Here is a 26,058-nt window from a genome sequence, read left to right on the forward strand (position 1 = left end):
TGGAATCCGTATGTTACTCCAATGTGCCACAGTTTATCCCATGGGGCCAATTTGTGACACTCAATGTAAATTTGCGATGAGTACGATAGCGTCTTCAGTCATCGCAGAGTACTATCCTGAAAAATCCTTTCTCAGAGATGTGTTAATGCTCAAGTCCTTAAGTGTGATGTTGCTGCTTATTTTGGCTGCAACGCTCGGTTTTCTGATGTTCCATGGCGATGATGCCATGCCGGACAGGCTCAAAGGGGAGTGGACCACAGGTTGTCTCAGTGACGGTAAACTGGGTAAAGAGTTTGTCATGCGCTTTGAGGAAAACCGCTACCACAGTGTCGCCAATCTTTATGACAACAACCAATGTACAGGGGCGCCGCTGAGCCAAATCAAGGGCAGTGCCTATATCGAGTCCATAGGCGGCAAAGTCACCACTTGTGAAGGCCAGGAAGCGGATGAGGCGATGCTGTATTGGGATGAACTCGGTGATGCCAAAGCTTTTGTCTATTACATCAATGAACAAGGTGAGCTGTTAACCGGCCGCCCCAACGAAGACAAGAGTGCTACGGCACACTGGTGTCTCGATAAGGACGCCAAGTTTCACCGCCGTTGATAGCAGATTTAGGGGGCGAGTATTTGGAAGCGCCCCCAATGATTTGAGCTTCATTGGCTTTACACCATTCTCGATAACAACCCTTTTCAGCCATCCACCATGCTATGCCGATGTTGGGCAATATCTAGCTCCCATTAACCAATTCATTCACTGCCGCACGGTTAGTGCGCCCTAGTGGGCCAAACTTGGGGCTGTACTGCTATATCAGAGGGTTCGGATCCATTCAACTTAGAGTGACGTTTTCCGCCTCTGCCAGAGTAAATCTCTGGCAGAGGCGGCTATCTTTGCTTAATCGTATGACGATAGCTGTAATAAGTCCGCATGATTCATCATAGGCACCATTACGCCTTTGATATTGACGCGAACCCGGCGTTGGTAGGCGTCTTCAAACTCATGATTATAGAGCTTGGTCTTTCTTACACAGTTACCTTGCCGTATGACGCGGGCACCCTTTTGGTAGTTGGCTATACCACCAGGATTACCTGTTACCCGGCCAACAGCTTTGCGCGCCTGTTTAGGGTTTTCGCCCTCTGTGTCGGTCCACAAATGTAGCATTTCGGAGTTGCGGGCTGATTTATCTTTGCGCACCGCTCTGTTGAAAACCAAATACCGTACCTGAAACAGTTCCATAGAGGCGCAGAGTTTCAGCCATTCATCGGAAAAGCTGTCAGCGATTGCCTTGGTGAGGGGATCTATATCAGCCACTTGAGTGCTGCGATGGGTGATAACATCCAGGTCGACATTGTTGCAAACAACCCCCAAGCGTTCTTGCCAGGCTCGTTCAAAGGTCATTCTGTCTACCAGTGTCATTTTGACCAAAGTGGCCTTGAGTTCGTTGTAGCAGCTATCGGAAAAATCGAGCTTCACTTGCGTCTTAACATCTTCCCATGGCTGCGCACTATCTTTCCAAAGGGAATAATGTTGTTTTTGGAACTTATTCAGTTGCTTGACTTCGATTTCTGTCAGCGGCTCGGGTAGCCAAAGTTGCAAATAATGCTCGTTTAGTTCGTCGTATTGATCGTCCACCAAACAGCGTATTCCCTGTTGCTTTAACAATTCCAGTACGTATTGATGGGCAGCATTAAACTTCAGATTCATATTGAATTACGTCCTATGTAATTTGGCCGCACACGCTAGCGAGTTTTTCGATGCAAATCAAGTGGTCATGCCTATTTGAACCTTCTGCAATGCCATGTAACCGGCCTTCCAAAAATCATAATTGAGCAGGGGTTATCGTTCTGCCTTCTCAACAAAAGCCGTATTTTATCTGACAATGGGAGCTATCAAGCGAACATGGAGTATTTAACCAGAGGCTTAAAACGGGCTGCAAACTGTAACAAAGCATGTCTCTTTAGCAACAATTGCTGAAAAGTCGCCGCGTCCATGATTTACTTGCGCACTATGCACCCGAAAAACCGATAAGAATTCAAATTTCCAACAAACGGGTGCCGGGAAGGAAAATAATATGAAAAAACTCACCCTTTGCCTGGCGGTGTCATTGGCGCTGACAGGGCTGTCTGCATGTCAAACCCAAGGCTCTCCCGAGGCGATGGCGTCCAAAGTCTCTGCTGCTGTAAAACAAGATCAGAACCAAGCGTTCAGTGCGTTCAGTCAAAGCTTTATCGATTCGCTATGGCAGGTTGCGCCGACCTGGGCACTCTATAACGGCTTTCATCAATACGATGGCAAACTCCTGGTACCGGATGCGAACAGCCGCACCGCGACGTTGAACTTTATTCAGCAACAGCGTGCCAAGATGGCGAGCTTTGATTTTGCGGCGCTGACAGCGGCTAACCTGATTGACTATCGTTTGATTGAAAATGTCCTCGGCAGCATGGAGTGGGAAATCAAGCGCTTCAAGTCCTGGCAGTGGGACCCATCCAGTTACAATGTGGCCGGTGGTTTTGCGCAAATCATCAATGAGGACTTTGCACCTTTGGATCAAAGGTTGCGCTCTGCATTGGGCCGATTGGAAAATGTGCCGGCCTATTACCTGGCGGCGCAGCAAAACATAGATAATCCTACTCTGGAGCACACAGAGTTGGCCATCATGCAAAATCAGGGTGCCTTTACCGTATTGTCCGATGAGCTGCTCGCCAAGGTGAACGCCTCCGGCCTGAACGCTGATGAAAAGGCGTTATTCAAGCAAAGAATGGATAAAGCCGTAGCGGCCATCGAAGGGCATATCCAATTTCTAAAACAGCTGGAGCAGCAGCTCAAGCGCGAAGGCAGCCGTAGTTTCCGGATAGGTGAAGCGCTTTATGAGGAGAAGTTTGCCTTCGATATTCAGGCTGGTATGAGCGCCAAGGCCCTCTATGAAAAAGCGCTGGCCGATAAGGCCAGGGTTCAGGGCGAAATGGCGAAAATTACCGATAAGCTCTGGAGCAAGTATTTCCAGGAGCCCAAGCCGCAAGACGAGAAGAAGGCTATCAGGCAGTTGATCGACAAGCTTTCGGCCCGGCATGTAAAGCGGGAAGATTTTGTGGCCGAGGTGAGGGCGCAGATCCCCGAGCTGGTGAAGTTTGTCAATCAACACGACTTGGTGACTCTGGATCCGAAAAAGCCTTTGGTGGTCAGGGAAACACCTGAATATATGCTGGGTTTTGCCGGAGCCTCCATCAGTGCTCCCGGTCCTTATGAGAAGGGCGGCAACACCTATTACAACGTGACTCCCCTCGATGACATGACCGACGAGCAGGCCGAAAGTTACTTGCGCGAATATAACCACTGGATATTGCAGGTACTGAACATACATGAGGCGATCCCCGGCCATTACACCCAGCTGGTGTATTCCAATGAGTCACCGAGCCTGGTCAAGAGCCTGTTTGGCAACGGTGCCATGGTGGAAGGTTGGGCCGTTTATGCCGAGCGTATGATGCTGGAACAGGGCTATGGCAACTTTGAGCCGGAAATGTGGCTGATGTACTACAAGTGGAACCTCAGGGTGATTTGCAACACCATTCTGGACTACAGCATTCAGGTCAAGGGGATGACTGAAGAGCAGGCCATCAAGCTGATGACGGAAGAAGCCTTCCAGCAGCAAGCCGAGGCGGAAGGTAAATGGCGCCGGGCAACACTGAGCCAGGTACAGTTGACCAGCTATTACGCCGGATATCGTGAAATTTACGACTTAAGGGAAGAGCTCAAACAGCAGCAAGGCAAGGCGTTTGATCTCAAGAGGTTCCACGAAAGCTTCCTCAGCTATGGCAGTGCCCCGGTCAAGTACATCAGCCAATTGATGCAAGACAAGTAGCAAAGGCCGGCGTAAGCCTTGTACTGCATGGCTTACGTCAGAAGAGAGGGCCTGATCGCCGCTTGCCCAATTGCCTATAGGGACAGTTTGACCATCTGTCCCTTTTTCATTATTCCTTCTGTGTGATCCTGCGCACTTTAGCCAGTACTAAAGGAGGATTTTGCTAGCTCGGTTAGGTTAACTATGTTAACGTAAATGGTAATGGTTCTTATTTGAGAATTGTGTTGACGGAAATGACGAAAATTTTATTAGTGGATGATGACCTGGAGTTCAGGGACTTGCTCAAAGAAGCACTGGAGGGCGAGGGGCACGATGTTGTTTGTGCCGCTGATGGTTTGGATGCGCTGATGAGACTCGACACTTTTACTCCGGATGTTATCTTGCTCGACTTAATGATGCCCAAACTCAATGGCTTTGAGATGTTGCTTGCCCGTAAGGACAACACTCCTGTCATAGTGATCTCGGCTATCGACAGTGAAGAAGAAAGGATCAAAGGTTATGAACTGGGGGCAGACGATTTTCTGAGCAAGCCATTCAGTGTCAAAGAACTGCTGGTGCGGATTCAGGCACTCATAAGAAGGATCAATATCAGTAAAGGGCAGGACACCGCCGATCTTACGCTCAACAAACATATTCAGTTTGACGAAACTGATTACACTGTGGCCATTGCCGATCAGCAGCTATCCTTGACCCAGACAGAATTTCGCCTGTTTAAGTACCTGTTTGAACGCAAGGGACAAGTGGTTACCAAGCAGGAGCTGCAGCGACGAGTGCTGAAAAAAGAACTGGGGCGGTTTGACCGTAATCTGGATATGCATATCTCCAATACCCGGCGTAAACTGGAGCAAACCCGTTTGCCAAGAAGCCTTATCAATACGGTGCGCGGCCAGGGATACAGCTTCAGTCTTTGGTAAAGTGCTTTAAACCCTACTGATTTCCCCTCGAATACCAGAGCCTGCTTCGGCCGCGTTTTCAAGCGCGGCCGATTTGGTTTATCCTATAGCCCACTTGCGTGAGCCTTCCCAGGCTCCACACCCTATAAAAGCAATGAAGGAAAACATCATGCGGATCAGCGCGAATTTTGATGGTGGCAATATTCAGGTCATCAGTCTTGATAACAAGGACGACATCAGACTGGCGATCCGCCCGGATCAGGGCGGAGAGTTCTACCAGTGGTTCAATTTCCGTTTTGAAGGCCAGGTAGGAAACAGCTACACCCTCAATATCATCAATGCCGGCAGCGCTTCCTATCCCAAAGGTTGGGAGAACTATCAGGCCGTTGCCAGCTATGATCGCCAGCACTGGTTCCGCCTGCCGACCAAGTATGATGACGGCAAATTGAGTATCAATGTGGAATTGGACGCTGATGCGATTCAGATAGCCTATTTTGCACCTTACAGTTATGAACGCCACCTGGACCTGCTCAGCGCAGTACAGGTGCATCCTGAAGTGAGCCTGGAGCACCTGGGTCTGACCCTGGATGGTCGCGATCTGACGCTGGTCAAGGTGGGTGACGGCGATAACAGCAAGCGTAATATCTGGATCACAGCCCGTCAGCACCCAGGGGAAACCATGGCCGAATGGCTGGTGGAAGGTTTGCTGTACCGTTTGCTGGACTCGGATGACCCTGTCTCCAAACAGTTGCTGGATAAGGCCAACTTCTATGTTGTACCCAACATGAATCCGGACGGCAGCGTCAGAGGCCATCTGCGTACCAATGCCGCCGGTGTAAACCTAAATCGTGAGTGGCAAACGCCAAGCCTTGAGAAGAGCCCCGAGGTGTACCATGTGGTACAAAAGATGAAAGAAACCGGCGTGGACCTCTTCTATGACGTCCACGGTGATGAAGGTCTGCCGTATGTGTTCCTGGCAGGCTGTGAAGGCATTCCTTGTTGGGATGAGCGCTTGACTCAGCTGCAGCAGGAATTTGCCTCGGCGCTCTTGCTGGTTAGCCCGGATTTCCAGAGCAAACATGGCTATGAAAAGGACGAACCAGGCAAGGCCAACCTGACCATAGGTTCCAACTGGGTCGGCGAAACCTTCAACTGCCTGTCAAATACTCTGGAAATGCCTTTTAAAGACAATGATAATCTGGCCGATCCGCTGGTGGGCTGGTCCCCCGAGCGTTGCCTGTACCTGGGTGAAGCCTCTTTGACCGCCATGCTGGCCGTCGTGGACAAACTCAGGTAAGGAGCAGTTATGGCACTGGTTGAATGCCCTTTATGCCACAAGCGGATCTCCAGTAAGGCACCCAGTTGCCCACACTGCAGTTCCAAACTGGGACCCAACACCGAGTCGCTGTCGAGGATCAGCCATATTCAGCAGTCGACCAAACTGATGAACCAGAGCTTTTTGGCCTTGACCCTGTTTATCGCCGGGGTGGTCATCTGGTTTTGGGGAGGAGAAGTCGCCGAAGGCAATCGAGCTATCGCCGGTGCCGTCTGCTTTACGCTCGGTTTTGTGGGTTACCTGATAACCCGGGTACGTATTATTTTGCACAAGCGGAAAAGTGTATGACAGATATCAACAAAGTGATTGAAGAGATGCCGGTTGAAGTCTATGAAAGACTGCGCAGCGCCGCCGAGATAGGTAAGTGGGAAGATGGTACTGTGCTGACCGAGGAGCAGCGGGAAAACACGCTGCAACTGGTGATGCTCTACCAAGCCAGGCGTTTGGATCAAACCGAGCACTTCACCATAGGCGCCGGTGGACAGATCAACGAGCTGTCCAAGGCGCAGCTGAAAAAGCAGTTTCGCGGTGAGAGTATTGCTGAATTCAAAGAATCTGATCTGTAATTAATTACTTGGATTCTATTTGTAAAAAAGCCCTGTATATACAGGGCTTTTTGCTATCAATTAAATTCAGTCTGCCGTGAGTTCGCCACAGAGGTTTTGCTGCATCTGCCGTCTTATCTCTTCTGTGCCCAGCCCTTGGGAGAGCAGGTAGTGCAACTTGGTCAAGGCGGCTTCCGTGGTCATATCGGCGCCACTGATAACGCCTGCCTTGGCCAGGGCGTTGCCTGTGGCATAACCGCCCATATTGACTTTTCCCTGCAGACACTGGGTCAGATTAATAAGCACTGTGCCCTTGTCGTTGGCCCGCTTGAGGGTTTCCAGCAAGGCGGGATCCTGCGGTGCATTGCCGACACCATAGGTCAGTAATATCAGGGCTTTTACCGGTTGCTGCAGTATGTTGTTGAATACCTCGGTGGAGATCCCGGGATACAGAGTGACCACACCTATGGGATGAGGAGTAATGGGCGCCACTTTCAAGGGCTTATCGCAGGGCGGCGCAATTTTTCCGGCCCGCAGGCGAATTTTGATCCCGGCTTCCAGCAATAAAGGGAAGTTCGGCGAGGCAAAGGCATCGAAGCCGTCGGCATGGGCCTTGGTAGTGCGGTTGCCGCGGAATAGCTTATTGTTGAAGAACAGGCAAACCTCGGCAACCGGATAATTGGCCGCGATATACAAGGCATTGAGCAGATTGGTCTGGCCGTCTGAGCGCAGCTGTGACAGCGGAATTTGCGAGCCGGTGACGATAACCGGCTTACCGAGATCCTGCAGCATGAAAGACAGTGCCGATGCGGTAAACGCCATGGTGTCTGTGCCGTGAAGAATGACAAAGCCATCGTACTTGTCATAGTTGGCCTGAATGTCGTCGGCTATCATCTGCCAGTGGCTGGGGGCCATATTGGAAGAGTCTATCAGCGGACAATATTCCTGGATCACGAACGTCGGCATCTCTTCATGGAAAAACTCCGGCATGGAGTTGACGCATTCTGTCAGGAAGCCGGCGACCGGGGCAAAGCCGTTACTGGTTTTTTGCATCCCTATGGTGCCGCCCGTGTATGCGACATAGATGGACTTTTTTTTGTTCATAATCTGGCTTTAGTTTTCACTGGGGCAAAAGAGAGGCCGGATTATAGCAAATCAAGCCCGGCAGCATAAGGCACAAAAAAGCCCGGCGAGCCGGGCTTTCAGGATTATCAGTAACTGCAGTTATCACAGTAGAGATAGACGCCGTTAGGGTCGTCAAAGGCGGCAAACTCTTCCAGTACCTTGCTCCATTGAGTCAGCAGTTTTTCCAGCACGCTGGACTGCTTGACGCTGTGGGGCAGATAAGCGGAGACACTGGCGAACATCTCCTGAATGAAGAGTTGCTCAGGTGTCAGCTCCTGCTCTATCACTCGGCTATCGAACTTATCCAGTCCGGCCATTTCGGCGGCCTTGGCGATGGCGCTATCGAGATCGCCCAGTTCATCCACCAGACCCAGCTCCAGAGCTTTCTTGCCGGACCAGACGCGGCCCTGGGCAATCTTATCCACCTGTTCGAGTGTCATATTGCGCTCGTTGGCGACCAGCGAGATAAAGTCTTTGTAGCCGCGTTCGATATGGCGCTGTATCACCGCCTTGACGCCATCGGAAAGTGGCCGGGTAACAGAGAGACCGGCCCAGTCGGAGGTGGCCACTCCATCAGTATTGACACCGATTGAAGACAGAGAGTCCTCGAAGGTGGTTATCATGCCGAAAATGCCGATGGATCCGGTCAGGGTAGTGGGGTTGGCATAGATATAATCGGCGCTGGCCGAAATCCAGTAACCACCGGAGGCCGCCATGCTGCTCATGCTGACTACCACAGGCTTACCGGCTTTCTTCAATGCCAGCACTTCCTGACGAATTTGCTCGGAAGCAAAGGCGCTGCCGCCGGGGCTGTCGACCCTGAGCACTACGGCCTTGATAGTGTCATCGAAGCGGGCCTTACGCAGCAGGGCAGAGGTACTTTCACCGCCGATATCACCGGCAGGTTGACTGCCGTTGAGAATATTACCCTTGGCCACTATGATGCCCACTCCTTCGGTGGGTACCAGCGCCGGCAGTGGTGCCATCAGCTTGGCATAGTCGTAGTAGCTGACCTGCTTGAAGCTATCTCCTTCCTTGCTTTTGCCTACCTGGTCCAACATCGCCAGGCGGAAGTCTTCAGCGCTGGCCAGTTTATCAACCCACTTGAGGTTAACCGCCATGGTTCCGGAATCGCCATCGGCTTGTTCCAGTTCTGCCAAATAAGCTGTGGCATTAAGGCCAAGGCTGGATTTGTCTATGCCGCGATTGGCGGCCACAGTGTCTGTGTAACTGCCCCAGATGTCGTTGAGCAGGACAGAGTTGGCTTCTTTCGCCGCTTCTGACATGTCATCACGGATAAAGGGCTCAACCGCTGACTTGAAAGTGCCGACACGGAAAATGTGCGCCTTGATTTTTAACTTATCCAGTGCCGACTTATAGTATTGGCGGTAGCGGCTCAGGCCATCTACCGCCACCATGCCCTCAGGGTTGAGGTAAACAGTATCGGCAAAACTCGCCAGGAAATACTGATTCTGATCATAATAGTTACCTATGGCGACCACAGGCTTTCCACTATCTTTGAATTCGTTGAGTGCCTGGCCTATGGCGCTGAGCTTACTCAGACCACCGTATTGCAACTCGGACAGATCCAATACCAGAGCCTTGATCCGCTTGTCATTGGTGGCGCTGTGAATGGTATAGAGCACATCACTCAATAAGATTTCGCCGTTGACATCGGGTCCTTTGCTTTGGCTTAACATCGCCTCGAACGGGTCAACCTGGCGCTTTTGATCCACTATGCCGCCGGCCAGGTTCAGTACCAGCGCCGAGCCATCCTCAACTTGGATTTCATCACTGCTGACCATGGCGATGACCACGGCTATCAAAGCGATGAAGAATAGCGGGAAGAACACTATGTTCAACACCAGCTTGCGAATGAAGTTGATCACATTCCAGATCAACATCAGGGTATTCTTGGTTGTCAGGGGTTTTGCGGACATAGCCACTCCATTTTTCCATGCATTCCGTTAATGCTAACTGAAAATAGCTGCAACGGGAAAATACATTTGTAAGTGATTTTATTCCTGAGCTTTCACTGCTTTAGCCGATGAGTCGCCGGCGGCCAATGCTTTATGTTGAGCTTGATGGCGGCTCAGGTTATGCTGATTTAAATCACTTGTTTAAAAAGGATGTTTTAATGTCGGGCTTTCCTCATTTATTAGAACCCTTGGATCTGGGGTTTACCCAGCTGAGAAACCGGGTACTCATGGGTTCCATGCATACCGGGTTGGAAGAAGAAAAGGGCGGTTTTGAGAAACTGGCACACTTCTACAAGGAGCGGGCGCTGGGTGGTGTGGGTTTGATTGTCACCGGCGGCATAGCGCCCAACTTTCGCGGCCGTTTGGCACCCAATGCCTGTCAGCTGAGCTTTCCCTGGCAAGTGGGCAAACACAAAATCGTTACCCGAGCTGTACATGAGGGCGGCGCCAAGATCTGTATGCAGATCCTTCATGCCGGCCGTTACGGCTATCATCCTTTTTCGCTGGCACCGAGCAAGGTCAAGTCACCCATTACCCCATTTACGCCGAGCGCCATGTCGTTGCGGCAAATCCGCTGCACCATAAAGGATTATGCCACTTCTGCCGAACTGGCCAAACGGGCCGGTTATGATGGCGTAGAGGTGATGGGCTCTGAAGGCTATCTCATCAATCAGTTCATCTGCGAGCGGGTCAATCAGCGCAGTGATGAGTACGGCGGCAGTTTTGCCAACCGTATTCGCCTGCCACTGGAAATTGTTCGCGCTATCCGCGCCAAGGTTGGTCCCGAGTTCATCATTATCTTTCGTCTGTCTATGTTGGATCTGGTCGACAAGGGCTCAAGCCTCGAGGAGGTCATTGAGCTCGGCAAAGCGCTGGAACAAGCCGGTGTCACTATCATCAATACCGGCATAGGTTGGCATGAAGCCAGGATCCCGACCATAGCCACCAGCGTACCCAGAGGCGCCTTTGCCTGGGTCACTGAACGTTTGAAAAAAGAACTCAGTGTTCCTTTGGTGGCTACCAACAGGATCAATACGCCTGAGATAGCCGAGCAGATCCTCGCCTCGGGGCAGGCGGATATGGTGTCTATGGCCAGGCCCTTCCTGGCCGATCCTGAGTTTGTCAACAAAGCCGCGACCAATCAAAGCGAAGCCATCAATACCTGCATCGGCTGTAATCAGGCTTGTCTCGATCATACCTTCTCGCTCAAGCGTGCTACTTGCCTTGTTAATCCAAGAGCCTGCTATGAGACAGAGATTAATTTCCCCAAAACTGAGTCCCCCAAACGCCTGGCGGTGATGGGCGCGGGCCCGGCTGGGATGGCATTTGCTGTCTACGCCGCTGAGCGGGGGCACAAGGTGACCTTGTTTGAAGCCCGAGATGAAGTCGGTGGCCAGTTTAACCTGGCGCGCAAGATCCCAGGTAAAGAGGAATTCAACGAAACCATACGCTACTTCAAGAATCGCCTCGCACATTTTAAGGTGGACTTGCGTTTGAATACGCCGCTCAACGCCTCGGTGCTCAGGGATGAACCTTTTGATGAGTTGGTGGTTGCCAGTGGTGTCTTGCCAAGAGAGCTCAACTTGCCCGGGTTTGATTCTCCCAAGGTGGTCAGCTATCAACAGGTGCTGCAGGGCGAGGTGGAAGTCGGCCAGCGGGTGGCACTTATCGGCGCCGGCGGCATAGGTTTTGACTTGGCGCATTTCCTCGGCGAGCAGGAGTCCAGTACGCTGGAGCCGGAACGTTGGTATCGTCAGTGGGGCATAGACACAAGTTACGCCGAGCGCGGCGGACTGGCCAAACAAGCACAGGCGTATGCTCCGGCCAGAGAGCTGTATTTGTTGCAACGCAAGAAGAGCAAGCTGGGTAAAGGCTTAGGTAAGACCACGGGCTGGATCCATCGCATGGTGCTTAAGCAGCACAAGGTGACAGAGCTCAGTGGGGTCAGCTATGAGCGCTTTGATGACCAGGGATTGCACATACTGATTGATGACAAGCCGCAGCTGCTGCCTGTGGATACTGTGGTGATCTGCGCAGGTCAGGAATCCAACCGTGTGCTGTTGCCGGAACTGGAAGAGTGCGGCTTGCCAATGCACCTCATTGGCGGCGTTGATGTCGCTGCCGAGTTGGATGCCAAACGCGCCATTCGTCAGGGTGCAGAATTGGCGATGAGGATCTAGTCTCTAACCGGGTTTAACTCCCCGCCACGGCGGGGATTTTTTTGCTTTACTTATAACCTTATTGTCGAAAAGTGGACATACAACAGCATCGGATTGGGGAGATATCAATGATGAAAACTACCATGGCGAGTAGCTGCGCGCTGGCGCTGTTGACCGGCTTGAGTTTAGTGGCAACCGCCGCTGGTGCAGATAATCCGGTTTCCGTTGAAACGCCTGCCTATGATAAGGCGCTGGCCCATGCACTCGGTGCCGATCAATATGGTATGAAACCTTATGTGATGGCGTTTTTAAAGGCGGGTCCCAATCGAAGTGGCAGCAAAGAACAGCGCGCCGAGCTTCAAAGAGCGCACATGAGCCATATTCAGCGTTTGGCGCAAGAGGGCAAACTCGTGTTAGCCGGGCCCTTTATTGATGGCGGCGAGTGGCGGGGGATTTATATCTTTGACGTTGCCAGTTTGGCTGAGGCTGAAGCCTTGACGGCCAGCGATCCTGCGGTTCAGGCCGGTGGCCTTATCATGGAACTTAAAGCCTGGTACGGTAGTGCGGCATTGCTGGAGGTCAATCGTATTCACGCCCGGATAGCCGAGTCACAGCCTTGAGTGACAAGCTCCCCTGGCACCACTAAATGAGCGTTTCAAAGTCGCTTGAGAATATCGTTCGGCACTGAGCTCAACCCGGGCGGCGGTAAAAAACCGCCCAAGCCGCGTTCGATACGCAAATGCTGCAAATCCAGCGCTCGGGTCAGGGGCACGAAGAGGGCGCCGGGATGAAGGATATATTCGCTCACCAGGTTGAAGCCGCCGCCACAGATAACCCTTTGATACTGCCAGCCAATATCTGAGGCCGGGTACAGCTGCAGCCGGGTTAATCCGGGTTTGCGCTCTTTGTTGTTGCAGTTGTTGAAGTCGCTCAGAGCACTCTTATCAAGGGATTTGCTATCAAGGGGGTTGTTATTAAAGCCTGCATCGGCGCTTGGGTGCGGCGGCGCAATAATATCTATCGCTTCTCCTGCCTTTGCGGCGTGTTCAAGCAGCATAGCCTGCTCGGCAAGGCTTCCCGAGTGGATCACCAGAGTCTGTTTAGTCTTTTCAAGACCCTTTGGGGTTGCATCTTGGGACTTGTCTTCGCCGAGTAACGGCAGCCAGAAGCGTTGGCCCGTTTGATTGGAGAGTGCCTGTTCCTGCTCAGGGGTCGGCCATTCACAAAACCAGATTTGCTGAAAACGGGGAATATGGGCAACGCGCTGGCGATAGACATTCCAGTTGAGCAATCTGGCGATATAGACAAGTTTGCCAGGCAAGGGGATATCCCCAAGCTCGCCCCAAATGCCCCCGGGGAAGGCGTCTATCAGCATGAGCCGACACGCTTGTTGCTTGTTGAGCGATGCCAGTAACTGCTTGAGCCAAGCGCTGAGTTCGGCTCGGCTCTGAAGCCTGGTCGGCAGACTGATGTGTTGAATGCCCTTTGGTAACAGCGTGTCGACCGCTAACGGCAGCGGACTTGTGATCACCAACGCTTGCTGCGCCTTGACAACGCCGAGCACTTTCAGTGCCCGGCTCAAGTGCCCGAGTCCGCCGCCGGGGGCGTAATAGATAAGCATCAGTAATTCGCCGTTTGAGCGATCTGTGTCTTGATGGCAGCCAAATAGCGCTCGGCTTCAGCCTCGGCGCTGCATTGACTCAGTACCGTTTGGTACAAGGCCTGGCTCTTGGCGGCGCGAATCGAAGCCGTATCGGTTTGCCAACGCACCAACGCATCCAAAAGCGATTCCGCCGAAGTTGGATGAAACAGATAACCTGAGTCCGTTTGGCCGCGGAGATTATTTGCTGCATTACTGTCAGTCAAACGGCCATCAAAGACATGCTTTTCGTGCTCATTCAGGCTGTCAAAGATAAGATCGGCCATACCGCCGCAGCGGGCGCCGAGCACAGGGATGTTAAGCGCCGCCGCCTCCAGCAGTACATTGGGGGTTCCCTCATAGAAAGAGGGAATAGCGATAAGGTCGCATACCAGATAACGGCTTACCAGCTGATACCTGTCAAGAAACGGCTCCAGGGTGTAACTGCCCTCGGACAGAGTCTGCAACAGCTCGGCTGCGCTTTCATCCAACTCGCCAATCAACAACAGATGGCAGTTGTGTACCAAGGGGCTGCGTTTGAAGGTCTCGATAAAAAAGGCCAAACCTTTTTTCTCTTTCAAATGGCCGAAAAGGCCAATCACTGGCTGACTGGGATTTTCCAGGTTATTGGAACGCCAGGCTTTGGCTTGCTCTTTATCCAGCGGCAATGGCTGCCAACGTTCGCTATCCAGGCCATTACTCATGTTGTGCACTCTGACTTGCGGCCACAGGGCTTTGACCCGTTTTGCCTTGTCGGCGCTGACGGCCAATACCAGCGCGCTGGCTTGCAGCGTATCCTGCAGCACTTGATAGCGACGATGATCGAGAATACTCAAGTCAAAGTCGTTGCCGCGCAGCAATGTGATGAGCGGTAGCCCAAGCCAGGCGGCAAAGACTCGCCCGGCATGCATGGAGAAGGGATAGCCATAGGCAACGACAGCATCATATTCACCCTCCAGCTTGTGCCATAGAAGATTGAGCGAGTGCGCCGGGTTTGTACCCATGGGGAAGCTGTGATCGCAACCCTGCTCGGCAAAATAGCCGGTCTCCTTTTCCAAGCCGCCGGCGCGTAAATGATAAAGGGTGATATGTACCCCGAGCCGCCGCAAATGGCGCACCAGTCTATCGCAGGATAGTGCCATGCCGCCTTTGGCCGGCGGGTAGTGTTGAGTCAGCCACAGTAGCCTGGGGTTAGCTGTCATAGATATCCCGATATTCGTAATCCGGCAACTGCTCATCATCTTCGTCGACAGGGAGCTCAAAAGCGGCAAAGTCCTCGGCATCAAACTCCTTGTTGTAACTGCCGTGTTTGGTGTGCAGTTGGTACCAGGCACTGCCGAGATACAGTTGTTTGAGGGCGAAACCGGCAAGCGGATCCTCGGGTTTAACGCCTTGTAGGCTCAATTGCTCATACTTGGTGCCTGAGCGCGGATCTTCATAGACTTCCTTGCCGACCTTCAAGGGTTTGGCGGCGCACTGAAAACACAGACCGGTTTTGGGATCCAGGTGATGTTCGCAGACACTGGCTTGGCACTCACTGCAACTGCCAACGGCAGGTTGGCCGCAAGGGCTGAGGGTGAAAAAACCGATTTTTAGCTGACACTGACTCATATTATCCCCTGGCTCGAATACTGGTCTGTTGATAGGACTTGGCGATGGTTCTGAGAATATTCTCGGCATCCATCAAACGTGACTCACCGATAAATTTAAAGGTGGAGTTGGATTTCACCTTGGTGATGCCGTTTTGAGTCTGTGCCTTGCTCGTTGGTGCCAGTTTGGTTTTACGCAGATGGTAGTGATCAGGATTCAAGGTCAGGCAGCTGCGAATGCTGCGCCGTCCCTTGTACTTGATCTTGGTTTTGACCTTGCCTCGGGCGTTGCGACGGGTGCGTTTACGACGACAGATAACATCATCCACCCGCAGTTGCAGCTCATTGCCGTCTTTGAGTTTGGCCCTGAATTGCAACAGTGGCACTTCAAAGTAGGCCAGTTGGGTGCTCTTCTCGGGCTTTTCGGTTCGGGCCGGCTTACGTTTATGTATGGAGTCGAGATCCAGTTTCAGCTGCACGCTGTTGGTCTCCATCGCCAGTACCTGCATCAACTTGATAAGGCCGGTGCGCACATTGTCGTTGACGTCCATATTGTTGCAGCTGTGAAGCAGTAATATAGACGCCAGAGTCAAACCCACCAGGGTATACACCACCAGGTGAGGCACGGGCAGGAATATGCTGACAATAGTGAAACCTATCAACCAATTGCGGCTGCGGCGAAACTGGCGTCTCAATGGGCTGCCCATACGATCCAATCGGGTCAGGCGCTTGAGAAACAGTAACCAGTGCTGGGTCGAATGGGTTGCATCCAACTTCTTGGTGCGGATAAATTCCTGCTCCGCCGGGGTTAACTGCTTGAACACTTTGCGCATTCGCCAGTAGTGAAGCGGGGCGTTAAAAGGGTTTATGGCTGTTTCCATATCGTTTCCTTGACATTAAACAGGTGCTATTAAACGAGTAGCTATTAAGCGCTAGCTTGCATTGGGCTTTGACTCAGCTGTATATACAAGTCGCTGAGCTGAGCGCAGATCTGTTGCCATTGGAACTGCTCTGTCACCCTTTGTTGGCCCTTGAGTCCCAAATCTTTGGCCTTGGCCGGTTGACTGAGCAGCTCAATACAGGCTCTGGCGAGCTCGGAGGGCCTGGAGGGAGGAACCAAGAGCCCATGCTCTTCATGGGTTACCAGCTCACGAATAACCGGCAGATCCGAGGCGATAACTGCGGTGCCGCAAGCCATGGATTCGAGCACTTTCAAAGGGCAACATCCCTGAAGCATGTTGCGCCTGCAGGGCGTGAGCGGCGCCAAAGACGCACTCGCGGCCTGAATTTTTTGCCTGAGACTGGCTTGGTCCAGCCCGAAATGCAGCGAAACACAATCTTCCAGTTCCATGGACTTGAGCCAGGCCTTTACCTGCCGGGCCTGGCGATTTTCGAGTGACAGGCAGAGATCCAGCTCGACCTCCAACTGCTGACGCACCAAGGCAAAAGCTTTGAGCAGCTCTCTAAGCCCCTGCCAGCGCTGGGCAGCACCAAAATAGATGAGCCTGGGTAGACCATCCTCTGCTTGCCTCAATGGCTCGGTAGGCGGCAACTCGGCGCCGTTTGGCAGATAGACTACTGGAGTAGAAGTGCGTTTTTCAAGGCTGACAGCCGTGAGTTTTGATGGGGTCACAATCAGATCGGCACCATCCAGGCAACGCTGCTCCCAGGCGCTGATTTTGGCCAGGGTTTTTCGCGGCAGCGACAGGTGAATAGGCAGCTCTATGCTGGGCAGGGCATTGACCTCATAGACAAGCTTGAGCGCTGGATTGTCCTTGCGATGATCCAGCAAAGGCACCCCCGCCCAGGGGTCGCGAAACTGCGCCAATGTCAGGGTATCGCGATTTTGCCTGAGCAGCGCCCCAAGCTGATTGGCATAGTCCAGCGCCTTGGCAAGCACGTTATTGCCCGAGCTTGGGTTTAGCTGGTGCCTGACGATACTGACCTCGCTGCTTACCTCGCCGGGATTGCTGCCGAGTGACAGGGTTTCCTGCTGCCAGGAAGGCATCTGGGGATCACCTTGTAGATAGAGCATACCAGGGGACTGGAAGGCAAACAGGGTTGACGCCATATAACGTATATGGGTCGAAGCGCCTTTGGGCAGAGGGTAGCGATCAAAAGCGCAATAAAGACTTTTGAATGAATAACTTGAGTCTGATTTCATAAGTCCGGCAGAGTACCGGAGTCAGGCTGGATTTACAACGAAAAAACGCTTGTTTGATTGTAGGAGATCTGCCATTGACGGTGTTTTTTGCGCTTGTGTCAGGCCAAGTGTTTAACCCGCAGCAGCGGCATGTCGGCGCCTTCGCTGGAGAGATCCAAGTCCAGATCTTCCGTGGGCACACAGCAGCAGGGCAGGCATTCATCCGCCTGTAACTCGGCCAATGGCGTGGTCAGGTAAGTGACCGCGCCACTGCGCACCCGGGTCTTGCAGGCGCCGCAAAACCCGCTGCGGCACTCGGAAAAAATGCTCACCTTACGGGCTTCGAGCGCTGCCAGGAGAGTCCTGTGCTCTGTGGTATACAGCAGCAGGGGCTCTCCGCGCAGCAGCACGATAGGGGCTTTGTTAAAGGTCAAAGTCGGAGAACTCATCGTCGTCGACAGCCGAGTCTATCTGGCCGACCAGGTAGGATGATACTTCCACTTCCTGAGGCGCGACCTGTACGGCATCGCTCTCCAGCCAGTTTTTCATCCAGGGCAGGGGATCGCTCTGCTCACTGTATGGTGCGCCCAGGTTAACCGCTTTCATTCTCTGATTGGTAATGAACTCCACATACTGGCAGAGAATGGTTTCGTTCAGGCCTATCATGGAACCATCCTTGAACAGGTACTTGGCCCAAGCCTTTTCCTGCTCGGCGGCGCGCAGGAACAGATCGTAAGCTTCCTGCTGGCACTCTTTGGCGATTTCACCCATCTCAGGGTCATCTTTGCCACCCTGCATCAGGTTGATAATGTGTTGGGTCGAGTTCAGGTGCAAAGCTTCATCGCGGGCGATCAGGCGAATGATCTTGGCGTTGCCTTCCATCAATTTGCGCTCGGCAAAGGCAAAGGAGCAGGCGAAGCTGACGTAAAAACGTATCGCTTCGAGCGCATTGACCGACATCATGCACAGATAGAGGGCTTTTTTGATGGTGCGGGTAGTGACTTCAAGCGTGCGACCGTTGACGTCGAACTTGCCTTCACCATGCAGGTGATACAGCTGGGTCAGTTCGATAAGGCGGTCATAATACTCGGCAATATCGCCGGCGCGCTTGAGGATCTCCTCATTGACCACTATGTCATCGAATACCACGGATGGGTCGTTGACAATATTGCGGATGATATGAGTGTAGGAACGGCTGTGGATGGTCTCGGAGAAAGACCAGGTTTCAATCCAGGTTTCCAGCTCAGGCAGGGACACCAGCGGCAGGAAAGCCACATTGGGGCTGCGGCCTTGAATCGAGTCCAACAGGGTTTGGTACTTGAGGTTGGAGAGGAAGATATGCTTTTCATGATCCGGCAGGGCGCCGAAATCGATTTTGTCGCGGCTGACGTCCACTTCTTCCGGGCGCCAGAAGAAAGACAACTGCTTTTCGATCAGTTTCTCGAATACTTCGTACTTCTGTTGATCGTAACGGGCCACGTTAACCGCCTGGCCGAGAAACATAGGTTCGCGGGTGGCATCGTTGGGGGTTTGACAAAAAATTGAATAAGCCATGATCTACTCTTTCCAAACAACGGGGCCACCTGGGCCCCGAACTTGTTACTTAATCCTGCTTAAATCTTGCAGGCGCCGCCGGCACAACCGTCGTCTTCCTTCTCGATGCTGGTAATGTCATCGAATTTGTCGGAAGCACCATCACGGGTGTTATGGTAGTAAAGGGTCTTGACCCCGAGTTTGTAGGCGGTCAACAGATCCTTGAGCAGCAGCTTCATCGGAACCTTGTTACTTTCAAACTTGGATGGGTCATAGTTGGTATTGGCCGAAATCGCCTGATCGACAAACTTCTGCATAATACCCACCAACTGCAGGTAACCGTCGTTGCCGGGCATCTGCCACAGCAGTTCGTACTTGTCCTTGAGTTCTTCATAATCGGGCACCACTTGCTTGAGCTGGCCATCTTTACTGGCCTTGACGCTGATAAGGCCGCGTGGAGGCTCAATACCATTGGTGGCGTTGGAGATCTGCGAAGAGGTCTCTGACGGCATCAGTGCCGACAGAGTCGAGTTACGCAGGCCATGCTGCTTGATATCGTGACGCAGAGCATCCCAATCCAGGTGCAGCGGCTCATCACAAATCTTGTCCAGATCCCGCTTGTAGGTATCTACCGGCATGATCCCCTGAGAATAAGTGGTCTCATGGAACAGCGGGCAGGCACCCAGCTCTTTGGCCAGATTCATCGAGGCCTTGAGCAGGTAGTACTGTATGGCTTCAAATGTTCTGTGGGTCAGGCCGTTGGCGCTGCCGTCAGAGTATTTCACGCCGTTCTTGGCCAGATAGTTGGCGAAGTTGATGACCCCGATACCCAGAGTGCGGCGGTTCATCGATGCCGTCTTGGCAGAAGGAATAGGGTAGTCCTGGTAGTCCAGCAGGTTATCCAGGGCGCGCACAGCCAAATCGGCAAGGCCTTCCAGTTCGCCCAAGTCTTTTATCGCACCCAGGTTCAGTGCTGACAGAGTACAAAGGGCGATTTCACCATTTGGGTCGTCAATATTGTTCAGTGGCTTGGTTGGCAGGGCAATCTCAAGACACAGGTTGGACTGACGCACAGGGGCCACTTCGGCGTTGAACGGACTGTGGGTGTTACAGTGATCCACGTTCTGCACATAGATACGGCCGGTGGAGGCACGCTCCTGCATCATCAGCGAGAAGAGCTCGACCGCTTTTAGGGTCTTCTTGCGAATGCTCTGGTCCTGCTCATATTTCACATACAGGCGCTCAAACTCGTCCTGATCGGCAAAGAAGGCGTCATATAAGCCGGGAACGTCCGATGGGCTGAACAGGGTGATGTTCTCACCTTTGATCATCCGCTGATACATCAGCTTGTTGATCTGTACGCCGTAGTCCAGGTGACGGATACGGTTGTCTTCAACACCACGGTTATTTTTCAGTACCAGCAGCGATTCAACTTCCAGGTGCCAGATAGGGTAGAACAGAGTTGCAGCACCGCCGCGAACACCGCCCTGGGAGCAGGATTTAACCGCAGTCTGGAAATACTTGTAGAAAGGCAAACAACCTGTGTGGAAGGCTTCACCACCACGAATAGGGCTTCCCAGAGCGCGAATGCGGCCGGCATTCACACCGATACCGGCTCTCTGACTGACATACTTGACGATGGAAGAGGCCGTGGCATTGATGGAATCCAGGCTGTCGTCACACTCGATCAACACGCAAGAGCTGAACTGACGGGTCGGCGTACGCACACCGGACATGATAGGGGTCGGCAAAGAGATCTTGAAGGTAGAGACCGCATCATAGAAGTCTTTGACATACTGCAGCCGGGTTTCCTTCGGATAACGGGCAAACAAGCAAGCGGCCACCAGAATATAGAGGAACTGGGCACTTTCGTAGACTTCATGAGTCACACGGTTTTGCACTAGATACTTGCCTTCCAGCTGTTTGACGGCGGCATAGGAGAAGTTCATATCGCGCCAATGGTCGATATAGCTATCGAGCACATCCAGCTCTTCACGGCTGTAGTCTTCCAGCACATGCTTGTCGTACTTGCCCATGGCGACCAACTTGCTGACATGATCGTACAGTTTTGGCGGCTCAAACTGACCAAAGGCCTTCTTACGCAAATGAAAAACAGCAAGGCGAGCGGCCAGGAACTGATAGTCCGGAGAGTCGGGAGAGATCAGGTCGGCGGCAGCCTTGATAATGGTTTCATGGATGGCCTCGGTGGGGATGCCATCGAAAAACTGCAGGTGAGAACGCAACTCCACCTCGGAAACCGAGACGTTGTTTAATCCTTTGGCTGCCCAGGTGATAACACGGTGGATCTTATCGAGATCTATCGTCTCGCGTGCGCCACTGCGTTTGGTAACTGTCATAGTGCTATTCATTGAAGATAGGCCTTGGTTGTAATATCTGTGAAATGACGCGACGGCGTCATTAAACCTTCCCTTGTAAAACAATCAACCGAACAGTTAACGACGGCGGCCCGAGAGGGCTCTGTTAACCGGGAGTTTCCAGTGCAAGACTAGTATGTCTGATTGCTACCGATACACAAGATATGGTGTTTTTCTATATCTTGGATAACAAGATAGTGAGGTATGGCACTTTTTGCAAGCCTGAGTTTTGGGTATATCTTGTGGATATCTTGAGGATATTGACTGGCCGATTCCGCAAAGCGGCATCATTGCTGGCGCACAGTCGTCATGGTCAAAATTCAAGCGATCTCACTCAAGGTGATCGACTGCTAAAATAAGCAGCGATCCGCGATCCCGCGCAGATCCGGTCGGTTAAAGCAGCATCCGGACTGCGACTTTCTTTAAGGTCTTGTCTACTCAGGAAAACAGTGCCAATTTAGTGCTTGTCTTACCTTGTTACCACAATGGCAGCGACATCACTGCCTGTGGATGATTTAACTGCCAATCGGCACCCCATTCCGCCGGTTTATCCTCGGCCGCCAGATATCCCCACATGGCGATGGCAGAGGGCATATTGACCGCCTGCGCCGCTGCGATGTCGCGCTCGGCATCGCCAAGATAGAGAATACGTTCGGTCGCGCAGTTAAGCTGCTGAGCAGCCAGCAACATAGGGGCTGGGTGGGGCTTACGATAGAGGGTTGTATCGGCACTGACCACAGCATCAAAGCGCTTAAGCAGCCCCATGCGCTCTAACAAGGGCCGGGTAAAACGCGCCGGTTTATTGGTGACAATCCCCAGCGGTAAGGCTCTTGATAGGGCACTGTCCAGCAAGGCTTCTATGCCTTCAAACAAACAGGCTTTTTGGCCGTTAACCGCATCATATTCCCTGAGCATCGCTTGCCGGAGATGCTCCTGTTCCTCGGCTGAGGCTTGGGGCACGGCGGCTTGCACCATGGCAAGCGAGCCGTGAGAGGCCAGAGTGCGAAGAAGTTTGCGCTTATCCTCTATCGATACCCCATGGGATGCAAGGGCCAAGGCCAGTGCTTCGGTCAGGTCCTCGGCGGTATCCACCAGAGTCCCGTCCAAGTCGAACAGAATCCCTTGAAACGGCAGCTTAGGCGTCATGGCATCAGTCCTGGCGTTGGCAGGCAATCATATAGTTGACTTCAACGCTCTTGGTGTAACTGAATACGCCACTCAAGGGGTTGTATTTGATGCCCAGCGCGTCACGGCACAATAGTTCGGTGTTTTCTGCCATGGCAATTAATTCGGATGGGCGGATAAACTTACTGTGGTCATGGGTACCTGCCGGCAGCATTTTCAGCACATACTCGGCACCGAGTATGGTTTGCACCCAGGACATGATGTTGCGGTTAATGGTGGAGAAGAACACCCAACCTCCGGGCTTGACCATATCGCAACAAGCCTGGATCACAGATTGCGGATCCGGTACATGCTCGAGCATCTCCATACAGGTAACAGTGTCGTAATGCCCCTGATGATTCTGGGCATGCACTTCGGCGGTTTCCTGCAGGTAGTCTATGCTGACGCCGGCTTCCAGTGCATGCAGCCTGGCGACTTCCAACGGCTCAAAGCCCATATCCAACCCGGTGACCTTGGCGCCGATGCGGGCCATGCTCTCGGACAGAATGCCACCGCCGCAGCCGACATCCAGTACCTGCTTGTCAAAGATACCGCCGGATTGAGCGTCTATATAATTAAGGCGCAGGGGGTTGAGTTCATGCAGTGGCTTGAATTCACCGGCAGGATCCCACCAACTGGCGGCCATACTTTCAAACTTGGCAATTTCCTGAGGGTCGACATTGGGTTGAGAAGACATATTCAGACCTGAAACAGCAATAATAAAGATGTGCCCATTATAACCATATAAGCCATAGGGAAGGGCAGCATAAATTGGCGCCTCAATGTGATCGATGGCACTAAAGGCCAAAAGCTGCACAAAATATCGGCAAGATTCGGTTTTTGATGATAAAAACAGCAACGGAACTCATGTCTATGACAGTGATATCTGCCCCCGCTCGCGACTTGTATCATGCCCTTGGCGTTTTTGGCTGCAAAGGCGGCTTTAAGGACTTCCGACATTAAATAACTGTGTTAGAATGCCAAATCACGTTTGTTGGGCTCGACAATGACACGGATTACAAGTTGTCAGCTAATTTAAGGGGATCGAGCAGTTTATGACTGATCTGGCTTTATCAATTTCGCCAATAAATATTGAAGACGAACTAAAGAACTCCTATCTGGATTACGCCATGAGCGTTATCGTCGGGCGGGCATTGCCAGACGTACGCGACGGCCTCAAGCCGGTGCATCGCCGCGTACTCTTTGCGATGAACGAGCTGAAAAATGATTGGAATAAACCCTATAAGAAGTCGGCACGTGTTGTCGGTGACGTGATAGGTAAGTATCACCCTCATGGTGATAGCGCCGTATACGACACCATAGTGCGGATGGCACAGCCTTTCTCACTGCGTTACACCTTGGTGGATGGCCAAGGTAACTTCGGTTCCATCGACGGCGATGCCGCGGCGGCCATGCGTTATACCGAAATTCGTATGGAAAAGCTGGCGCATCAACTGCTGGCTGACCTTGAGAAAGAAACCGTCGATTATGTCCCCAACTACGACGGCACAGAAATGATCCCGGCCGTGTTGCCGACCCGGATCCCCAACCTGCTGGTCAACGGCTCCTCCGGTATCGCCGTGGGTATGGCCACCAATATTCCGCCGCACAACCTGACCGAAGTGGTTAAAGGCTGTTTGGCACTTATCGAAGAACCTGAGCTGTCTATCGAACAGCTGATGGATTATATCCCGGGTCCGGATTTCCCGACTGCTGCCATTATCAATGGCAAGAAAGGCATAGAGGAAGCGTACCGTACCGGCCGCGGCAAGGCGATTATGCGCGCCCGTGCCGAGGTGGAAACCGAAGACAATGGCCGCGAGCGGATCATTGTTACCGAGATCCCATACCAGGTGAACAAGGCTCGTCTGATTGAAAAGATTGCCGAGCTGGTAAAAGACAAGAAAATTGAAGGCATCAGTGGCCTGCGCGATGAGTCTGATAAAGACGGTATGCGTATTGTCGTTGAGGTCAAGCGCGGCGAAGTGGCCGAGGTGGTGCTCAACAACCTCTATGCCCAGACCCAGATGCAAACCTCTTTTGGTATCAACATGGTGGCCCTGAACAATGGTCAGCCCAAGTTGTTTAACCTTAAGGAGATGCTGGAAGCCTTTATTCTGCACCGCCGTGAAGTGGTAACTCGCAGAACCGTGTTTGAACTGCGTAAGGCCCGCGAACGCGCTCATATCCTGGAAGCCCTGGCTATCGCCCTGGCCAACATCGACCCTGTGATTGCGCTGATCAAGGCCTCGCCAACACCGGCCGAAGCCAAGGTAAAACTGGTGGAAACCGGTTGGCAGCTCGGCAACGTGCAGGGCATGTTGGAAAAAGCCGGTGATGACGCAGCCCGTCCTGAGTGGCTGGAGCCGGAGTTTGGTATTCGCGATGGTCTCTACTATCTGACAGAGCAGCAAGCCCAGGCTATCCTCGAGCTGCGTCTGCACCGTCTGACCGGTCTTGAGCACGAGAAGATCCTCCAGGAATATGAAGAGCTGCTGGAGCTGATCGCCGGATTACTGCATATCCTCAGAAGCCCGGAGCGTCTGATGGAAGTGATCAAAGAAGAGCTGGAAGAAGTGCTCGAGCAGTATGGCGATGAGCGCCGCACCGAGATCAACGCTTCTGCCGTGGACATCAGCCTCGAAGACCTGATCTGCGAAGAAGACGTGGTAGTAACCCTGTCGCACTTGGGTTATGCCAAGTATCAGCCACTGAGCGATTACCAGGCGCAGCGCCGCGGTGGTAAGGGCAAGGCCGCCACCAAGGTCAAAGACGAAGACTTCGTTGAGAAGCTATTGGTTGCCAATACCCACGACACCATTTTGTGCTTCTCCGACTTTGGCAAACTCTACTGGCTCAAGGTCTATCAGTTGCCGCTGGCCAGTCGTCAGTCGCGCGGTAAGCCTATCGTTAACCTGCTGCCATTGTCTGAGGGCGAGCACATTACGGCGATTCTGCCGGTTCGTGAATACGAAGCCGACAAGTATGTCATCATGGCCACTTCCCACGGTACCGTGAAGAAGACATCGCTTATCGAATACAGCCGCCCCAGAGCCAACGGCATTATCGCCGTTAACCTGAAAGACGGTGACCAGTTGATTGGCGTTGACCTGACCGACGGCAGCAATGAAATCATGCTGTTCTCCAACGAAGGTAAGGTTGTACGCTTCAGCGAAGATCAGGTGCGCGCCATGGGCCGTACCGCTACCGGTGTTCGCGGTATCAAACTCGAAGACGGTCAGGAAGTGGTTTCACTGATAGTGCCAAAAGAAGATGGCGCCATTCTGACTGTGACAGAGAACGGTTTTGGTAAGCGTACCGAGCTGAGTGAATACCCAACCAAGAGCCGTGCTACCAAGGGCGTGGTTTCCATCAAGGTCAGTGAGCGTAACGGCGCCGTAGTCGGTGCAGTTCAGGTCGGCGACAATGATGAGATCATGCTGATCAGCGACAAGGGCACACTGGTGAGAACCCCAGCGGCCGGTGTTTCCATCATAGGCCGTAATACCCAGGGCGTGACCATTATCCGCACTGCCGGTGACGAGGCCGTGGTGGGTTTACAGCGTATCGATGAAATCCAGTCTGATGAAGACGAAGTGGAATTCGATGAAAACGGCGAACCCATAGTGGCCGAAGCTGCAGCCGAGGATACTGAAGGCCAAGCGCCCGAAGCACCTGAAGCACCTGAAGCCGAGCAGGAATAACAGCATCAAGCATATCT

22 protein-coding genes are annotated in these 26,058 nt (G+C 52.7%); 9 read left to right on the forward strand and 13 right to left on the reverse strand.

Annotated features, from left to right (window positions below; all coding sequences use genetic code 11):
* Positions 1 to 145 precede the first annotated feature (145 nt).
* Positions 146 to 604 (forward strand): hypothetical protein, encoded by a 459-nt coding sequence (locus HCX89_RS10200; RefSeq protein WP_071238185.1) that lies wholly within the window; start codon positions 146 to 148, stop codon positions 602 to 604.
* 288 nt (positions 605 to 892) lie between these two features.
* Here the strand turns inward: HCX89_RS10200 and HCX89_RS10205 are convergent, their stop codons facing one another.
* The gene (locus HCX89_RS10205; protein WP_167715971.1) at positions 893 to 1,702 is read right to left on the reverse strand and encodes a hypothetical protein; all 810 of its coding nucleotides are present in this window, start codon (positions 1,700 to 1,702) and stop codon (positions 893 to 895) included.
* Positions 1,703 to 2,069: 367 nt separating this feature from the next.
* Between HCX89_RS10205 and HCX89_RS10210 the strand changes: the two genes are divergently transcribed.
* From HCX89_RS10210 to HCX89_RS10230, 5 genes are all read left to right on the forward strand, one after another.
* Positions 2,070 to 3,857, forward strand: a complete 1,788-nt coding sequence (locus HCX89_RS10210; protein ID WP_167715973.1) for a DUF885 domain-containing protein — start codon at positions 2,070 to 2,072, stop codon at positions 3,855 to 3,857.
* Positions 3,858 to 4,090: 233 nt separating this feature from the next.
* Positions 4,091 to 4,771, forward strand: a complete 681-nt coding sequence (locus HCX89_RS10215; RefSeq protein ID WP_025010433.1) for a response regulator transcription factor — start codon at positions 4,091 to 4,093, stop codon at positions 4,769 to 4,771.
* 148 nt (positions 4,772 to 4,919) lie between these two features.
* A complete protein-coding gene (locus tag HCX89_RS10220; protein WP_144437628.1) occupies positions 4,920 to 6,047 on the forward strand; it encodes a M14-type cytosolic carboxypeptidase in 1,128 nt (375 codons plus the stop codon).
* 9 nt (positions 6,048 to 6,056) lie between these two features.
* Positions 6,057 to 6,374 carry a hypothetical protein gene (locus tag HCX89_RS10225; RefSeq protein WP_025887361.1) on the forward strand — a complete coding sequence of 106 codons (318 nt, stop codon included), beginning with the start codon at positions 6,057 to 6,059 and terminating at the stop codon, positions 6,372 to 6,374.
* Positions 6,371 to 6,652 (forward strand): YeaC family protein, encoded by a 282-nt coding sequence (locus HCX89_RS10230; RefSeq protein WP_025887363.1) that lies wholly within the window; start codon positions 6,371 to 6,373, stop codon positions 6,650 to 6,652. Before HCX89_RS10225 ends, HCX89_RS10230 begins: the two co-directional genes overlap by 4 nt.
* Before the next feature lie 66 nt (positions 6,653 to 6,718).
* Here the strand turns inward: HCX89_RS10230 and ansA are convergent, their stop codons facing one another.
* Complete coding sequence (gene ansA, locus HCX89_RS10235) at positions 6,719 to 7,735, reverse strand: asparaginase (protein ID WP_044734515.1); 1,017 nt, start codon at positions 7,733 to 7,735, stop codon at positions 6,719 to 6,721.
* 107 nt (positions 7,736 to 7,842) lie between these two features.
* Positions 7,843 to 9,696 carry a signal peptide peptidase SppA gene (sppA, locus tag HCX89_RS10240; RefSeq protein ID WP_167715975.1) on the reverse strand — a complete coding sequence of 618 codons (1,854 nt, stop codon included), beginning with the start codon at positions 9,694 to 9,696 and terminating at the stop codon, positions 7,843 to 7,845.
* 197 nt (positions 9,697 to 9,893) lie between these two features.
* Here sppA and HCX89_RS10245 point away from each other — a divergent pair, with 197 nt between their 5' ends.
* Together HCX89_RS10245 and HCX89_RS10250 are read left to right on the forward strand one after the other, a co-directional pair.
* On the forward strand, positions 9,894 to 11,915 hold the full coding sequence (locus HCX89_RS10245; RefSeq protein WP_167715977.1) for an FAD-dependent oxidoreductase: 2,022 nt from the start codon (positions 9,894 to 9,896) through the stop codon (positions 11,913 to 11,915).
* A 107-nt stretch (positions 11,916 to 12,022) separates the two neighbouring features.
* Positions 12,023 to 12,514 carry a YciI family protein gene (locus HCX89_RS10250; RefSeq protein WP_254428374.1) on the forward strand — a complete coding sequence of 164 codons (492 nt, stop codon included), beginning with the start codon at positions 12,023 to 12,025 and terminating at the stop codon, positions 12,512 to 12,514.
* A 35-nt stretch (positions 12,515 to 12,549) separates the two neighbouring features.
* Here the strand turns inward: HCX89_RS10250 and HCX89_RS10255 are convergent, their stop codons facing one another.
* The 10 genes from HCX89_RS10255 to ubiG form a co-directional block, all read right to left on the reverse strand.
* A complete protein-coding gene (locus HCX89_RS10255) occupies positions 12,550 to 13,515 on the reverse strand; it encodes a hypothetical protein (RefSeq protein WP_144131027.1) in 966 nt (321 codons plus the stop codon).
* Entirely contained in the window at positions 13,515 to 14,735 is a 1,221-nt protein-coding gene (locus HCX89_RS10260; RefSeq protein WP_167715980.1) for a glycosyltransferase family 4 protein, read from the reverse strand. Before HCX89_RS10260 ends, HCX89_RS10255 begins: the two co-directional genes overlap by 1 nt.
* Positions 14,725 to 15,144 carry a hypothetical protein gene (locus HCX89_RS10265; RefSeq protein ID WP_025010425.1) on the reverse strand — a complete coding sequence of 140 codons (420 nt, stop codon included), beginning with the start codon at positions 15,142 to 15,144 and terminating at the stop codon, positions 14,725 to 14,727. Before HCX89_RS10265 ends, HCX89_RS10260 begins: the two co-directional genes overlap by 11 nt.
* A gap of 1 nt (position 15,145) precedes the next feature.
* Complete coding sequence (locus tag HCX89_RS10270) at positions 15,146 to 16,003, reverse strand: hypothetical protein (protein ID WP_071238179.1); 858 nt, start codon at positions 16,001 to 16,003, stop codon at positions 15,146 to 15,148.
* Positions 16,004 to 16,047: 44 nt separating this feature from the next.
* A complete protein-coding gene (locus HCX89_RS10275) occupies positions 16,048 to 17,286 on the reverse strand; it encodes a glycosyltransferase family 4 protein (RefSeq protein WP_167715982.1) in 1,239 nt (412 codons plus the stop codon).
* A 98-nt stretch (positions 17,287 to 17,384) separates the two neighbouring features.
* Complete coding sequence (gene yfaE / locus HCX89_RS10280) at positions 17,385 to 17,714, reverse strand: class I ribonucleotide reductase maintenance protein YfaE (protein ID WP_037436974.1); 330 nt, start codon at positions 17,712 to 17,714, stop codon at positions 17,385 to 17,387.
* Complete coding sequence (gene nrdB, locus HCX89_RS10285; RefSeq protein WP_025010421.1) at positions 17,689 to 18,819, reverse strand: class Ia ribonucleoside-diphosphate reductase subunit beta; 1,131 nt, start codon at positions 18,817 to 18,819, stop codon at positions 17,689 to 17,691. Before nrdB ends, yfaE begins: the two co-directional genes overlap by 26 nt.
* A 59-nt stretch (positions 18,820 to 18,878) precedes the next feature.
* The gene (gene nrdA / locus HCX89_RS10290) at positions 18,879 to 21,167 is read right to left on the reverse strand and encodes a class 1a ribonucleoside-diphosphate reductase subunit alpha (protein WP_025010420.1); all 2,289 of its coding nucleotides are present in this window, start codon (positions 21,165 to 21,167) and stop codon (positions 18,879 to 18,881) included.
* 483 nt (positions 21,168 to 21,650) lie between these two features.
* A complete protein-coding gene (locus tag HCX89_RS10295; protein ID WP_045282896.1) occupies positions 21,651 to 22,319 on the reverse strand; it encodes an HAD family hydrolase in 669 nt (222 codons plus the stop codon).
* Positions 22,320 to 22,323: 4 nt separating this feature from the next.
* Complete coding sequence (ubiG, locus tag HCX89_RS10300) at positions 22,324 to 23,034, reverse strand: bifunctional 2-polyprenyl-6-hydroxyphenol methylase/3-demethylubiquinol 3-O-methyltransferase UbiG (RefSeq protein ID WP_044735812.1); 711 nt, start codon at positions 23,032 to 23,034, stop codon at positions 22,324 to 22,326.
* Positions 23,035 to 23,392: 358 nt separating this feature from the next.
* On the opposite strand from ubiG, the gene gyrA reads away from it, so the two are divergent.
* On the forward strand, positions 23,393 to 26,041 hold the full coding sequence (gyrA, locus tag HCX89_RS10305) for a DNA topoisomerase (ATP-hydrolyzing) subunit A (RefSeq protein WP_167715984.1): 2,649 nt from the start codon (positions 23,393 to 23,395) through the stop codon (positions 26,039 to 26,041).
* Positions 26,042 to 26,058 lie beyond the last annotated feature (17 nt).

The sequence above is a fragment of the Shewanella sp. Iso12 genome (assembly GCF_012030025.1).
Taxonomy (GTDB): domain Bacteria; phylum Pseudomonadota; class Gammaproteobacteria; order Enterobacterales; family Shewanellaceae; genus Shewanella; species Shewanella algae.

Coding starts and splice junctions, on each gene's coding strand:
- HCX89_RS10205 (WP_167715971.1), bottom strand. CDS start 1,702: ATGAATCTGAAGTTTAATGCTGCCCATCAATACGTACTGGAATTGTTA.
- nrdB (WP_025010421.1), bottom strand. CDS start 18,819: ATGGCTTATTCAATTTTTTGTCAAACCCCCAACGATGCCACCCGCGAA.
- HCX89_RS10225 (WP_025887361.1), top strand. CDS start 6,057: ATGGCACTGGTTGAATGCCCTTTATGCCACAAGCGGATCTCCAGTAAG.
- HCX89_RS10250 (WP_254428374.1), top strand. CDS start 12,023: ATGATGAAAACTACCATGGCGAGTAGCTGCGCGCTGGCGCTGTTGACC.
- HCX89_RS10295 (WP_045282896.1), bottom strand. CDS start 22,319: ATGACGCCTAAGCTGCCGTTTCAAGGGATTCTGTTCGACTTGGACGGG.
- HCX89_RS10270 (WP_071238179.1), bottom strand. CDS start 16,003: ATGGAAACAGCCATAAACCCTTTTAACGCCCCGCTTCACTACTGGCGA.
- gyrA (WP_167715984.1), top strand. CDS start 23,393: ATGACTGATCTGGCTTTATCAATTTCGCCAATAAATATTGAAGACGAA.
- HCX89_RS10255 (WP_144131027.1), bottom strand. CDS start 13,515: ATGCTTATCTATTACGCCCCCGGCGGCGGACTCGGGCACTTGAGCCGG.
- HCX89_RS10260 (WP_167715980.1), bottom strand. CDS start 14,735: ATGACAGCTAACCCCAGGCTACTGTGGCTGACTCAACACTACCCGCCG.
- HCX89_RS10200 (WP_071238185.1), top strand. CDS start 146: ATGCTCAAGTCCTTAAGTGTGATGTTGCTGCTTATTTTGGCTGCAACG.
- HCX89_RS10220 (WP_144437628.1), top strand. CDS start 4,920: ATGCGGATCAGCGCGAATTTTGATGGTGGCAATATTCAGGTCATCAGT.
- HCX89_RS10275 (WP_167715982.1), bottom strand. CDS start 17,286: ATGAAATCAGACTCAAGTTATTCATTCAAAAGTCTTTATTGCGCTTTT.
- ansA (WP_044734515.1), bottom strand. CDS start 7,735: ATGAACAAAAAAAAGTCCATCTATGTCGCATACACGGGCGGCACCATA.
- HCX89_RS10210 (WP_167715973.1), top strand. CDS start 2,070: ATGAAAAAACTCACCCTTTGCCTGGCGGTGTCATTGGCGCTGACAGGG.
- sppA (WP_167715975.1), bottom strand. CDS start 9,696: ATGTCCGCAAAACCCCTGACAACCAAGAATACCCTGATGTTGATCTGG.
- HCX89_RS10265 (WP_025010425.1), bottom strand. CDS start 15,144: ATGAGTCAGTGTCAGCTAAAAATCGGTTTTTTCACCCTCAGCCCTTGC.
- HCX89_RS10215 (WP_025010433.1), top strand. CDS start 4,091: ATGACGAAAATTTTATTAGTGGATGATGACCTGGAGTTCAGGGACTTG.
- nrdA (WP_025010420.1), bottom strand. CDS start 21,167: ATGAATAGCACTATGACAGTTACCAAACGCAGTGGCGCACGCGAGACG.
- ubiG (WP_044735812.1), bottom strand. CDS start 23,034: ATGTCTTCTCAACCCAATGTCGACCCTCAGGAAATTGCCAAGTTTGAA.
- yfaE (WP_037436974.1), bottom strand. CDS start 17,714: ATGAGTTCTCCGACTTTGACCTTTAACAAAGCCCCTATCGTGCTGCTG.
- HCX89_RS10230 (WP_025887363.1), top strand. CDS start 6,371: ATGACAGATATCAACAAAGTGATTGAAGAGATGCCGGTTGAAGTCTAT.
- HCX89_RS10245 (WP_167715977.1), top strand. CDS start 9,894: ATGTCGGGCTTTCCTCATTTATTAGAACCCTTGGATCTGGGGTTTACC.